13 protein-coding genes are annotated in these 13,341 nt (G+C 36.2%); 6 read left to right on the top strand and 7 right to left on the bottom strand.

Annotated features, from left to right (window positions below; all coding sequences use genetic code 11):
- The first annotated feature begins 434 nt into the window (after window positions 1–434).
- The 5 genes from ACIQXF_RS06770 to ACIQXF_RS06790 all read left to right on the top strand — a co-directional run bounded on the left by ACIQXF_RS06770 (window position 435) and on the right by ACIQXF_RS06790 (window position 4,532).
- The gene (locus tag ACIQXF_RS06770) at window positions 435–818 is read left to right on the top strand and encodes a MerR family transcriptional regulator (RefSeq protein ID WP_402780594.1); all 384 of its coding nucleotides are present in this window, start codon (window positions 435–437) and stop codon (window positions 816–818) included.
- Window positions 819–850: 32 nt separating this feature from the next.
- Window positions 851–2,182, top strand: coding sequence for a hemolysin family protein (locus ACIQXF_RS06775; RefSeq protein WP_402780453.1), 1,332 nt, complete (start codon window positions 851–853; stop codon window positions 2,180–2,182).
- Window positions 2,183–2,344: 162 nt separating this feature from the next.
- Window positions 2,345–2,749, top strand: a complete 405-nt coding sequence (locus ACIQXF_RS06780) for a hypothetical protein (protein WP_402780455.1) — start codon at window positions 2,345–2,347, stop codon at window positions 2,747–2,749.
- A 138-nt stretch (window positions 2,750–2,887) separates the two neighbouring features.
- Window positions 2,888–3,337: a helix-turn-helix transcriptional regulator gene (locus tag ACIQXF_RS06785; RefSeq protein WP_402780458.1), complete on the top strand. Its 450-nt coding sequence runs from the start codon at window positions 2,888–2,890 to the stop codon at window positions 3,335–3,337.
- A gap of 460 nt (window positions 3,338–3,797) precedes the next feature.
- A complete protein-coding gene (locus ACIQXF_RS06790) occupies window positions 3,798–4,532 on the top strand; it encodes a metallophosphoesterase (protein WP_402780461.1) in 735 nt (244 codons plus the stop codon).
- Between the two features lie 30 nt (window positions 4,533–4,562).
- Here the strand turns inward: ACIQXF_RS06790 and cyoE are convergent, their stop codons facing one another.
- A complete protein-coding gene (gene cyoE, locus ACIQXF_RS06795) occupies window positions 4,563–5,513 on the bottom strand; it encodes a heme o synthase (RefSeq protein ID WP_402780463.1) in 951 nt (316 codons plus the stop codon).
- Between the two features lie 301 nt (window positions 5,514–5,814).
- Between cyoE and proC the strand changes: the two genes are divergently transcribed.
- Window positions 5,815–6,612 (top strand): pyrroline-5-carboxylate reductase, encoded by a 798-nt coding sequence (proC, locus tag ACIQXF_RS06800; protein WP_402780465.1) that lies wholly within the window; start codon window positions 5,815–5,817, stop codon window positions 6,610–6,612.
- A gap of 71 nt (window positions 6,613–6,683) precedes the next feature.
- Here proC and ACIQXF_RS06805 read toward each other — a convergent pair whose 3' ends face one another.
- From ACIQXF_RS06805 to ACIQXF_RS06830, 6 genes are all read right to left on the bottom strand, one after another.
- Window positions 6,684–7,334, bottom strand: a complete 651-nt coding sequence (locus tag ACIQXF_RS06805) for an alpha/beta hydrolase (RefSeq protein WP_402780467.1) — start codon at window positions 7,332–7,334, stop codon at window positions 6,684–6,686.
- Window positions 7,335–7,380: 46 nt separating this feature from the next.
- Window positions 7,381–7,938, bottom strand: coding sequence for a hypothetical protein (locus ACIQXF_RS06810; RefSeq protein ID WP_402780469.1), 558 nt, complete (start codon window positions 7,936–7,938; stop codon window positions 7,381–7,383).
- Between the two features lie 81 nt (window positions 7,939–8,019).
- Window positions 8,020–9,219: an NAD(P)-dependent malic enzyme gene (locus ACIQXF_RS06815; protein WP_402780471.1), complete on the bottom strand. Its 1,200-nt coding sequence runs from the start codon at window positions 9,217–9,219 to the stop codon at window positions 8,020–8,022.
- Window positions 9,220–9,624: 405 nt separating this feature from the next.
- Window positions 9,625–11,802: a bifunctional diguanylate cyclase/phosphodiesterase gene (locus tag ACIQXF_RS06820; protein ID WP_402780474.1), complete on the bottom strand. Its 2,178-nt coding sequence runs from the start codon at window positions 11,800–11,802 to the stop codon at window positions 9,625–9,627.
- 236 nt (window positions 11,803–12,038) lie between these two features.
- Window positions 12,039–12,740 (bottom strand): tetratricopeptide repeat protein, encoded by a 702-nt coding sequence (locus ACIQXF_RS06825; RefSeq protein WP_402780477.1) that lies wholly within the window; start codon window positions 12,738–12,740, stop codon window positions 12,039–12,041.
- Between the two features lie 101 nt (window positions 12,741–12,841).
- Window positions 12,842–13,321 (bottom strand): thioredoxin family protein, encoded by a 480-nt coding sequence (locus tag ACIQXF_RS06830; protein ID WP_402780480.1) that lies wholly within the window; start codon window positions 13,319–13,321, stop codon window positions 12,842–12,844.
- Window positions 13,322–13,341: the final 20 nt, after the last annotated feature.

Here is a 13,341-nt window from a genome sequence, read left to right on the forward strand (position 1 = left end):
CCGCGCAGAAAACATTTGCCGCTGCCGCCTTGCTTTCGCGCAGAAAACATTTGCCGCTGCCGCCTTGCTTTCGCGCAGAAAACATTTGCCGCTGCCGCCTTGCTTTCGCGCAGAAAACATTTGCCGCTGCCTCCTTGCTTTCGCGCAGAAAACATTTGTTGTCCCGTACCAATCGGGCTTTTACGGGCAGTTGATCTCCTACTTATGGAGTCTTACTGCCAGTTCATACGGGATAAACTTCGTAGCTCTTCTAACATTTCGTTGTTAGAAAAGCTATTTTTTCTTCGTTTAACCATAATGCCCCTACCTCTATAGAAATCTTACAATTTTGAAATATTAGGCCCGCTAATTTGAAATCTATAAAACCAGCACGTTATAATCAAAGTATCACGTGATGGTTCGGAGGTGTTTGCATTGGGACAGAGAAATTAAAAATTGGCGAACTTGCTGAAAAAACAGGTATTACAAAAAGAACAATCGATTATTACACAAACATTGGCCTGTTAGAAGCAGAACGTTCTACATCAAATTATCGCTACTATGACATTAAAATGATTGACCGACTTCAATTTATTGAGCAACGCAAACAACAGGGTCTTTCACTTGTAGAAATTCAACACCAACTAAACATCACACCGTATGAAGAAATCGATGTACAAATGCTACGTATAAAAATGCAAGACTTAGAACATGATGTAACTTCTCTACTAGAAAAAATGAACAAGCAAGACAATATAAGAATTGAAACGATTAAAAAAAATGTTTCACCCGAAAGTATTGCACTCATGCAATCTTTACTTTTACTTATTCATAATTAGGAGGTGACGTTCTGTCTATACAGAACGACTATTTGGAGACCATACTTAACTTATCGATTTTTATCATTTTATTAGCTTTAACTGGCTTTTTCGTGGCAACAGAATTTGCCATTGTAAAAGTACGTTCCTCAAGGCTTGACCAATTGATTTTAGAGGGTAATAAAAAAGCCATTTCTGCTAAGCATGTTGTGAGCCATTTAGATGAGTACTTATCTGCCTGTCAACTTGGTATTACTGTAACAGCCCTTGGTATCGGGATGGTCGGTGAAAAAACGTTTGAATTTATGCTACATCCACTTTTCGCAATGATTGGCATTTCGGATAAGTATATGACGATTTTCACAATTGGTAGCGCTTTTGCCATTGCAACATTTTTACACGTTGTTGTCGGCGAGCTAGCCCCAAAAACTGCTGCGATTCAAAAGGCTGAAACGATTACACTTCTTTTTGCCAAGCCCATTATGCTGTTCTATAAAGTGATGTATCCATTTATCTGGTTCTTAAATGGTTCAGCTCGAGTATTAGTTGGCATATTCGGCATGAAGCCTGCTTCTGAGCATGAGCTTTCCCATACAGAGGAAGAGTTGCGATTATTGCTATCTGAAAGCTTTAAAAGTGGTGAAATCAATAAAACAGAGCTAAAGTTTGTAAATAATGTCTTTGAATTTGACGAGCGTATTGCACGCGAAATTATGGTTCCTCGAACAGAAATTGTTGGCATTGAAAAAAATGAATCATTTACTAACATCATTCATTTTATTGCCGCTGAAAAATATACTCGATATCCTATTTATGACGGTGACCGAGATAATATTTTAGGCTTTATCAACGCCAAGGAATTGTTTACACATGGTTTGCTTGAGCAGTTAACGGACGATTCTTTAAACCTCGAGGAATTCATTAATCCTGTGATTCGGGTGATCGAAACCATTCCCATTCAACAATTACTTGTGCGTATGCAAAAAGAGCGAATTCATATCGCCATTTTAATGGATGAATATGGTGGAACATCCGGGTTAGTTACAGTCGAAGATATTTTAGAAGAAATTGTTGGTGAAATTCGTGATGAATTTGACGATGACGAAATTGCAGAAATCCGAAAAGTAAGTGACAGTCACTATATATTAAATGCAAAAATGCTCGTTGAGGACGTTGAAAATCTACTAAATATAACGCTTGATGCAGAGGAAGTCGAAACATTGGGCGGTTGGTTCTTAACAGTGAATAATGGCATTAAAGCAACAAAAAATATTGAGCTAACTCCGTATGTATTTAGTATTTTTGAACAGCAAGGTCATCAGATACATTACATCGAGGTTCGTCCCCTTCGCAAAGTTATACCTACTGTAACAGAAATCTTATAATACTGTACGATTTTCTTAATAGTTTATAACAATTTTAGCTTCACAATTATTATTCAAATAAGGCTGTAATAGTTTTTCAAATACTTTTGTCTTATTCCATTATTAGCCATATCCCTTTATAATAAAATATGAATATGATTTTATTTTCAGGGGGCATCACATATGAAATTGTTTAAACTTTATCATTCTGACGGTATTCACATTATTACTGACGTCAAAAAACACAAAACTAACATCGAATTAAAAACTATTACCGGTGAAGTTTTATATATTATTGTTGTTACAGATGAAAACTATACAGTGTACGATGATCGCTTTGCTGGTGCTTCAAAGCAATTAAATTCTGTAGAGGCATTTGATATTGACGGAAACTTCCGTAGCCTAGATTTTGATAATATGCGCACACTTTTTAAAGAGGCATTTACGATGTTATTACAAGAAATCGCTGAATGTGTCAATGATAAAGACGAGTTAGTAGATATTGATACACTACGTCACAAAGTAAGTGCTCAAATTAAAGGAATCCATTTCCGCGTTATTTCTGACACTAAAAAATACGAGATTTAAACATGAAACAGACTGTTCAAAGCAATTTTTGGCCAGTCTGTTTCACATTACATAACTTAACTTGTAGGAAATTCAAAAGCACCTCTTTCTTACTTGAGGTATAATTGTTCTTAACTATCTGAAAGAAAGGGTGTTTGGATGAATCGTGAACAATTAATCACACTCATTTCAGAAAAACTGAAATTAATCCGTACAGAAAAAGATTTAACACAGGATCAGATGAGTGATTTACTAGGACTGTCCAAAAAAACACTTGTTCAAATTGAAAAAGGTCGTATTCAAACTGGTTGGACCACAGCGGTTGCAGTCTGTGCATTATGCCGGGAAAGCTCAATTTTACAACACGAACTTGGCGGTGACCCACTCGAGCTTGTTGACTTAATCATTAACAACGGAACATTACTGCCTAAGGAAAAAACGATGGGTGGATACATATGGTGGAAAAGTCTTCATGAGCACAATGGGTATCGCCTACAGCAGAACGTTATTAGTCAGCATTTTCGAATATTAGATGCAAACAACTACCGACTTCTCTCAACATTTGACGAGCAAATAGCTAAGGAAGAATGGGCTAAGCTTAACGACTAATTCAATGTTAGTTTGCCAAATACTCGCACTAGAGAGGAAGTTTGCCAATCCTTCTGATACTTGTGCGAGAGGCAATATAGTTCCTTTATTTCCTTTGCTTCTACATAACACTATTCCCCTCACCTTTGAACAACGCCTTTTTAAACCTCTTTGAGCAATATCACTTCGTTTTTAAACGACTCCTTATAGTGAACAAGCTATATAATTCCCGTACACTTAAAATAATGATAAATAGATCGCGAGCAATTTTTCGTAGCCAAAAAGGATTTTCCAACATTCTAGACAAATGAATAAAGAAATGGAATCACGTTATCATATGCTAAAGTGAAACTAGAAACTTTTGGTATGGAGTGATAACTTCACAACTACTCTATTCTAGGGAAGTTAGACCAGTCGAATTTTGCTGAACTATTCTCTATACTTATTAGTAACTGTTCTTATATTGGAAAGGATGCTTTTTATGGGTCGAAAATTGGCAATTAGTGATATACATGGGGAATTAGAACTTTTTGAAGAATTATTAATAAAAGTTAATTATGATACTATGCAAGATCAGCTATTTTTACTTGGAGATTATATTGATCGAGGGCCTGCATCCTGTGGTGTTTTAAATTTAGTAGGTGAATTGCAAGCAAAGGGTGCACAAGTTCTCTTAGGAAATCATGAAGCCATTATGCTAAAAGCCTGTCGCTCAGGTCATCCTAAACCTTGGAGTCATTGGGTTGGACTTTGTGGTGGCGATGCAACACTTGCCAGCTATGGCTATCATCTAGATGATTTTGAGGAAGCCATTCAAAACAATACATTATCTAGTTTTATTCAGACTTTATCAAAGCTCGAAGAACATTTACAACTTATCGAAACATTTGGCACTTATATTGAATTAGAGGATGCCATTTTTGTACATGGTGGAGTTGTACCTGGAGTAGCTTTGACTGAAACTGACCCAATGCAATTTTTATGGATTCGTGATGAATTTCATGTCGGTTATCAAGGAGAGAAAACGGTAATCTTTGGTCATACTCCTACCTACAGACTTCACCAGAATCCAACAGATTACAGTGTCTATGTTGGTGAAAATAATATCATTGGTATTGATGGTGGCGCTGTTTTTGGAGGTCAATTACATGCTTTAGAATGGCCAAGTCGTCAAATCATCTCAGTGGAAAACGAAAAGCCAACAAGTATAAAATAATTTGTTGGCTTTTCGTTCTAAATGAAAGTTCTAATACAATTTAAAGATAACACCTACTAAAGAGTAGACAATCACTGTTGAAAATAAAATGGTCATATGGAACAGTGAGAAAACAAACATTTTGGTCGCCCATTTAATTTGATCCTTGTTACTATGATAGCCGTAAATACTCATAACAAGCCATGCAATGCTAAGCAATAGCGCAACAAGCATAATGCCAACACTTAAAGTTCCGAATAAGAAGCTTGATAAGATCAATAAAATTAAATAAAAGTTCGTTTGATAATAAGTACGTCGCATTCCTTTTACAACAGGAAGCATCGGAACACTTGCCGCTTCATAATCTGCATGTTTACGAATGGCAATTGCATAAAAATGAGGCATTTGCCAAATAACCATGACAAAAAATAGGCCAAGTATGGCAGGATGTGTAATATCCGTAGAAACTGCAGCCCAACCGATTAAAGGTGGTACCGCACCACTTATACTTCCGATTTCCGTATTATATATAGTGCGTCGTTTTGTCCACATTGTGTACGGTACTACATATAAAAATACACCTAGGAGGCCAAATGCTGCAGCTAGTGGCGAAGCAAGTCCTAGTACAGCTGTCCCGATAATGAGCAGGGCAATAGCTAATATCAACGTAGATTTCGCTGACATTTCACCTGTTACGGTTGGCCGACTTTGTGTACGAGGCATAATAGCGTCAATATCTCGATCATAGACATTATTAAATGCCCCAGCAGCGCCAATAACAAATGCCGAACCGATCGTTGCAAAAATAATTTCAGGTATATTTTCTACAAAAGTCATTTTGTTTTTGTACATCCCTAGCGTTAAACCAGCCCACATAGGAATTAAATTTGATTTAATAATTCCTGTTTTGACTGTCTGCGCTAAAATAGTAGAGCGTGAGGACTTCCCTGAAGATTTCTCGGAAAGTTGTGATTGCTGCTCAGTCTTTAGATTTTGTTCCATTCATTTTAATTCCTTTTCTCTCATAATTTCTACACGCTTACCCGATAGAAAGCGACAAATTTTGCATTAATCATATCAAATTATTATTTTACCTCTTTAGATAGAGTCTGTCTTCATGTTCACATAAAGTACATGATTTCCTTTATCTCTTCATTGTCGATTTCACAACATCTTCTATGATACCACCGTCTGACGTGAATTTGAACCTAATTGGCTTGATTCCTGCATATTGCTATTCAAGAAAAACAATCTGCTCTATACTTATGTGTATGCTTTAACTAAATAAAGGAGTGTCTACCACGTGAAATACGGATTTATCGGCCTCGGAAATATGACTACAGCCATCATTAAAGGAATGTGCAAAAGCGGAGATTTCGATTCTACTTTTATTTATGGCTATAATCGCACCAAAGTAAAAACCACAAAATTAGCAACCTCCTATGGTATTCAAACAGCAAGCTCTATTGCAGATATTATGTCAAATTGTGACGTCATTATCCTTGGAGTCAAACCCCAAATGCTGCCAGATGTATTACCAGAGGTGAAAAAACATTTGCATAGCAACCATGTTATTGTTTCCATTGCTGCAGGTAAAAATATTACATACTTACAAGAGTATTTATCTGAAGTTACCCCTATTATTCGTGTCATGCCAAATATTAACGCTCTCATCGGTGCTTCTACAAGCTGCTATACAGCAAGTGAACAGGTATCAGATGCACACCTTCAATGTGTCATTTCACTGTTTGAAACAGTTGGTACAATTATCGAAGTGCCTGAGCATTTATTTTCCATATTCACAACGATTGGTGGTGCTTCACCAGCATTTACCTATATGTATATTGACGCATTAGCACGTGCGGCTGTACGTGAAGGTATGCCAAAAAGCATGGCACTTGATATCGCAGCAAATGCAGTGCTAGGTAGTGCAAAAATGATTTTACAATCACAGGAACATCCGTGGGCACTTGTCGACCAAGTTTGCTCGCCAGGCGGAACTACTATTCAGGGCGTGTCGTCATTACAAAGCAATCATTTTGAAACAACTATTCATGATGCAGTTGCTGCCGTGACTGACAAAGACCGCAGCTTATCGTAATAGCTTAGCTTTAAACCTAATAAAGATTAAAATGAAAACCGAGACCTATCATGTCTCGGCTTTTCATTTTATTAAATATTTTCTTGTAATTCCTGCGCTAGAAATGCTGTAAGATCACTTATATTTTCAGGAGTAACACCATGACCATCTGGATATTGTTTAAATATCACATTTGCACCAAATTGTTCAAATAGCTCTTTACTTTCAATTCCCCATTGAGATGGGATGACATAATCATAGTCACCGTGAGAGATAAATGCCTGTAAATGATTGACTGAGCGAATTGCATATTCTTCTGTTACGAATTTTGGCGTGTAGCCACTTAATGCTACTATACCTGAAATTAAGTTCCCCATAACAAAGGCAAGCGACTGTGCCAGAACAGCCCCTTGACTGAAGCCAAGCACGTATACTTTATGTGGGTCAATTTGATATTCATCAATTGCCTCTAACATAAATCTTTGTAAGGCCACTAAAACTTTATCAAAAATTTCTCGATCTGGTTTACCCACCTCTTGGATTGTGAAGAAAGCGTAGCCAGGCTTCTGTGTGATTGGACCACGTAAGCTAAAAACATGACATTGCTCTTTAAAATCCTGCACTAATTGTGGTAAATCATCTTCATTACTACCCATCCCATGCAATAAAAAAATCGCTGGATATTTTTTATTCGGGTCCATTGTCGTAGGTTGTGTATGTTTAAATGTAAATGGTGTATTCATTAAATAAAATTCCTTTCAGGTGAACTTCATATTCTCTTAAGACAAACTAGATTAATTTTGTTTTATTGATAATGCTGTCTATATGATAAGCTATATAGCCGTTAATAATACGGATCGTTTCTTGTGGATCTGCATTAAAAAGTATTTTTGATTGCTCTGGTGTTGAGACAAGTACCGTTAACAAATCTATGCGCATTGAATGTCCAGCAGAGCTATAGGCATAATCATATACAATATCTTCCTCTGTCATGCCTGCTGTTTCATATTGCTTATGGAATAGTTCTTTTGCGGCATCCATTTGTTCAGCGACTTGCTGACGAATACGCATTTGATGCATCAATAGCTCTTCCTCGAGAACTGTTGGCATTAACCACTCTTTCTTTTCAAGCATTTTCAAAAATTCATGTTCCCAAACTTGCTCATTTTCAGTAAAATACAGCATATTCATCATAAGTCTATCCCAAAAATCAATTTGAGATTGTGCCGAATCACGTTGCATTTCGATGGTTTCTTTAAAGTGCTGTTCAACCGACATCACATTCATATTACGCACTAAATGATAACATACATTTTCAATAAACTTATTTGCCACTTCTTGTGCCATAAAAAAACCCGTCCTTTATATCTACAAATCATTGCCTCACTATCATACCATGATTGTAGAATATAAAGAAACGGGCAACGCTTAAGCCTGCAATGTTGGTTGTTGGAATAACACTGAAACGCCTGATTCGATAGCAGCACTTCCGACAGCTTTGGCTACGACACCTGCAACACGCTCATCCAATGACTTTGGAATGATAAATTCTTCACATAACTCTTGATCTGATACTAATGAAGCAATCGCCCCTACAGCTGCCAGCTTCATCGCTTCATTAATATCTGTCGCTCGAACATCTAATGCACCACGGAAAATACCAGGGAAGGCAAGCATATTGTTCACTTGATTTGGATAATCGGAACGACCAGTCCCCATCACTCGAACACCCCACGCACGAGCATTATCGTATGTAATTTCAGGGTTAGGATTTGCTAAAGCAAAGACAATTGGATCTGCATTCATAGATTCAATATGTGCTTTTGTTAACAGATTGGCAACTGAAACGCCGATAAAGACATCACTTTTTGTAATGGCATCCTCCAATGTACCTTGAAGATTTTGTGGATTTGACAATTTCGCAATTTGCGCCTTAATGCTATTCATGCCTTCTTCACGACCATCATATATAATTCCTTTTGTATCACACATAACCACATTTTTATAGCCTATCTGAAGTAAAAGACGTAAGATAGCAATACCTGCCGCACCAGCACCATTTATCACTACTTTCATATCCTCTGGTTTTTTGTTGACGATTTTTATAGCGTTTAATAAGCCTGCCCCTACAACGATAGCCGTACCATGCTGATCATCGTGAAACACTGGAATATTACATTCCTGGCGTAGACGGTCCTCTATCTCAAAACAGCGTGGTGCTGAAATATCCTCTAGATTAATGCCCCCAAATGTTGGCGCAATCGCTTTAACAGTACGCACAATCTCATCTACATCTTTTGTAGCAAGACAAATTGGAAACGCATCTACATCTGCAAAGCGTTTCAATAAAATAGCCTTTCCTTCCATTACAGGCAGTGCAGCTTCTGGTCCTATATCACCTAGCCCAAGTACCGCTGTTCCATCAGTTACTATTCCAACTAAATTCCCTTTGATTGTATAATCGTACACAGCCTGAGGATTATTCTCGATTTCTATACAAGGCTGTGCAACTCCTGGTGAATACGCTAGACTTAAATCATATGTATCCTGTACAGGTACTTTCGCAACAATTCTCATTTTCCCCTGTGCTTCTCTATGCATTTCTGCAGCTTTTTGCATAATATCCATTAATCAAACTCCTCTTTTCATAAGATTCATATTAACGTTCATAAATTATCGAATTTATTTTTATTGCAAAACTATTCTTACAATTTAACTTTGAAAATTATATTACTTCACTTGAGTAAAGTCAACGCCACAAAACTTATTCTCATCAAGAACTAGAAAAGTTGTTATTATTTTGTGAATATTAAGAAAAATATAAATCGTTTACATTGGAATACTATCCAAAAATAGGGTTTTCTTTTTAAAGCAATTCACTTTATCTGTTTGTCTGAATATATTTAGTGTTTCCTATCTGTTAACAATAAAAAAACATCCCCGTTATACCATGAAACGAGGATGTTCTATAAAGTGGAACATATTGTACCTGACGATTCGCTTTCGATACAGCCGTTAAAGCGGGAGAAAGCTCTATGCTTCAAGTGCCGTAATGGTATCTAAAATACCTTTTGCATTTTTGTGAAGCGTTTGGTAGCTTTCCTGTAAAATATTAGGAGGTATCGGTTTACTAAATAAGAAGCCCTGAACTGTGTCGCATTTGCTTGCTACTAAATAAGATAACTGCTCCCGCTCCTCTATTCCCTCTGCAACCACTTTAAGCTGTAGATGTTTTGCCATAGAGAGAATCATATCTACTAATGCTTTATCAGTAGAATCAGATTTAATTTTTTGAACGAAAGAACGATCTATTTTTAAGCAATCGATTGGAAAATCCTTTAAATAAGATAATGACGAATAGCCTGTTCCAAAATCATCTACCGCGATAGTAACACCAAGTGCCTTTAATTGCTTTAAGATAGTCGTCATATGATCGATATGAATGCTCATACTTTCGGTTATTTCTAGCTGCAAATATTGTGGCTCTAAATGGGTTTTCTCAAGCACATGTTGGATCATTTCAACTAAATTTTGCTGAAAGAGTTGACCTAATGATAGATTGACCGCTACTTTAATCGGTGGCAATCCAGCAGCTTCCCACTGCTTCACCTGTTTACAGGCTGTTTCTAACACCCATTGACCAATTGGAATAATTAATCCTGATTCCTCAGCAATTGGAATGAAAACTCCAGGGGAAATCCACCCTTTCTTTGGGTGCTGCCATCTAACCAAAGCCTCTACAGACGAAATCTGACCCGACTTTAAATCTATTTGCGGTTGATATTCTAAAAAAAGCTCTTGATTGTCTAAGGCATCGTGTAAATCATTTTCTAATAAAAGCCGTTCAGTCATTCCGCTAGACATTGGCGATTCATAAAATTGTATACGCGATGGTGTTTTATGTGCCTCATGCATAGCGTATAGTGCAAACCTAACAAGCTCCTCCTCCTTATAAGAATCTGTTGGAAATAATGCAATACCAATATTTAATTGACTATTTAGTGAAAAATGCTGTATTTGGAATGATTCTTCCATAACAGATTGCAACTGCCGACTAAGTTTGGTTAATTCATTAACATTATTTACGTCATCTACAAAAACGACAAAATAGTCTTCTCTCAGTATGCATAATAAATATTTCTCTGGTAAAACATTTTTTAGCCTTTGCGCTATGAGACCTATCATTTGGTCTGCATATGTACTCCCTAAAGAAGCTTTCATAGCAGAAATTCTTTCTATACCAATAGCAAGAATAGCCTTTTGTGATTTTGATATGTATAAATTTTCTCTTAATGATTCCATTAAAAAACGATCATTTGGCAAATCCGTAACTTCATTATGATATGCCATAAAATGCATTTTTTCACGAGACTTTTCTAAATGTTCTTGTGTATCGATCAACTGCTGAAAAGGTTGTTCAATAGATGAAAAATAAATAGCTCTAAATAAAAAATAATAAGCACTCAACTGGAGAATATGCCCAATAAAATTTTTAATGTCATATACATCTCGATAAATTGTAAAAAGATAATCACTCATGATTAAATAAATGGCACTACCAAGCAATAAAAATACAATTTTTGGCGCTGCTTTAAAATATTTAAACAAGATAACCATAATCGCTAAATGAAATAGCACAGCTATAAATTGTAAAGTATTCTTTAAGCTTGTCGGGCCTTCACCTTCGATCATAAGTGATGGTAATATTTTCGTTGGTGCATATATGACCATTGAACAAATAATGATTATTATGAATGGCATACTATAAATAAACCAACGATAGGTTGTACCAATTTCCTTTTCCTTTATGAAAAAAATAACAAAAAAGCCGATTGATAGTAGTAATCGACCTATTATGTAAAACCATGTTGCAGCATAAGGTGTGCTCTCCGTAATAAAAAATGGCATTCCTTTATAGGAGAGTGTATGAGCCATTTCGATTAAACTAATCGTTAAAAATAAAGCTCCTATATAGAGAACTCTGTTAGACAAAATAAAGGGCGAAATTAACCACGTCTGAATCGAAATGGTCATTGTCACCACAATAATGAGAATTTCCATCATTAAATGAATCGTTACATAGTTGTTCTCACCAAATATTCCATAAAACGTATCACTACCTAAGCCAATAACGATTAAAAGAATCATCATTATTAGAATGAATTGAATACCTTTCCTTATAAACGGAAAATCCTCATTAAATTTCCACACAATAACTCCCCTCCTTAATCTAAAAATATCCTATTTCTATGACAATTTTTTCATCAAATAATTTTGGCATAATTATACTATAAGATTACCATGAAATATCGACTTTTCAATCAAACTAATTAGAATAGATAGTCATTATGTGAAAACAATGTGAGAAAATTGTTTCTTTATGAATGCTTCCTTACCTAAATTTCCCTAAAAAAGATGCCTCAATTTTTTGAGACATCTTCTAGCTGCTATGAAAATACATAGTTATCCATATTATCTATTGTATTTTGAATAGCATCCTTTAACGATCGTTGATGCTCGTCACAAACAGCTAGCGCCTCCTCTAACGTTATCGCTGCATTTGCTATAAACGGTGCCATCTGTAAATCCTTCGCTAATTGAATCAGGACAAGCGCTTTATTCCATTTCCAGCGCGCATTTTTAGGATCTAAGGTAATAGCTTGCTCTAAATAACCAAGTGCATCGAATGGCATCCAGCCGAAACGATGCATCGTTTGCCCTGTGATACCCCAATATAAAGCCTTATTCGGGCTTTCTTTTACTGCTTGTTTGAAACAATGGACACTCTCATTGTAATGATGTGCAAACAAAAACAATTCACCCTGTGTAAAAAATGACTGTGCCTTTTGAATTGGCATGCCAGTTTTAGCGACTTCTTCAAGTTCCTTTATGCGCTGAGAAAATGCTTCTTCATCTTTAATCGCACGGATTTCTGCAACGGCATCCGATTCAGGATAGCTTTCATCTGCACGTTCCGCATGCTGAATCTCTACTGCTAGCGTCGGCTTTGGATAGCTAGCAAAATCATACTCTTCCAATAATTTAATATATTTATCAGCTAATGCTTTCTCTGTGTCATCTGTCACCTGCTTAGCAGCCTCATAGCATTTCATTAGCTCTCCATTATAAAAATAATCATCCAATGTCATTCAATATACCTCCAGTGTATAACTTTTCAGTATATTTAGTATACACTACAAAAATAAAAAAGACTGATCAAAAATAACTTTTGATACAGTCTTAGCTTTCCCTATTTCTTTAATACTACTGTATTTAAGAAAGAGCGTAAATCCTCTTCCTTTAAAGCCCCTACAAAACGGTTAACTTCTTTGCCGTCTTCAAAGTGAATGAAAGTTGGTGTCGCTTCAATATTGTATTTATCCCATAGATCTCCATATTCATAAACATTGAGTTGGGCAATGTTGATCCCAAGGTCTTTAGCAATTGGCATTAAGATTGGCGTGAAAGCTTGACAGTGCACACACGTTGGACTAAAGAAGTATGCATTTACATCTTCACCCGCTTTGATCTTAGCTTCTAACTCATCAGGTAACATAATGTTTTGGTAATTTTCATCATCCAATTGGTCAATTGTTTCTTGCTTTAATTTTTTGTCGCCATAAGGATTATTTGCGCTTGCTAATTTGCTATCGTTTGATACTTTTGTTAGCACAATTATTGCTGCAAATAACACAACAATAACTGCACCAATAATTAGTAGTTTTTTCACTAAATGAGCTCCTCCTTTTT

Origin of the sequence: Lysinibacillus sp. NPDC097231 (assembly GCF_044761885.1) — a bacterium.
Lineage (GTDB): Bacteria > Bacillota > Bacilli > Bacillales_A > Planococcaceae > Lysinibacillus.

Coding starts and splice junctions, on each gene's coding strand:
- ACIQXF_RS06785 (WP_402780458.1), top strand. CDS start 2,888: ATGAATCGTGAACAATTAATCACACTCATTTCAGAAAAACTGAAATTA.
- ACIQXF_RS06810 (WP_402780469.1), bottom strand. CDS start 7,938: ATGGCACAAGAAGTGGCAAATAAGTTTATTGAAAATGTATGTTATCAT.
- ACIQXF_RS06780 (WP_402780455.1), top strand. CDS start 2,345: ATGAAATTGTTTAAACTTTATCATTCTGACGGTATTCACATTATTACT.
- ACIQXF_RS06790 (WP_402780461.1), top strand. CDS start 3,798: ATGGGTCGAAAATTGGCAATTAGTGATATACATGGGGAATTAGAACTT.
- ACIQXF_RS06805 (WP_402780467.1), bottom strand. CDS start 7,334: ATGAATACACCATTTACATTTAAACATACACAACCTACGACAATGGAC.
- ACIQXF_RS06815 (WP_402780471.1), bottom strand. CDS start 9,219: ATGGATATTATGCAAAAAGCTGCAGAAATGCATAGAGAAGCACAGGGG.
- ACIQXF_RS06825 (WP_402780477.1), bottom strand. CDS start 12,740: ATGACATTGGATGATTATTTTTATAATGGAGAGCTAATGAAATGCTAT.
- cyoE (WP_402780463.1), bottom strand. CDS start 5,513: ATGGAACAAAATCTAAAGACTGAGCAGCAATCACAACTTTCCGAGAAA.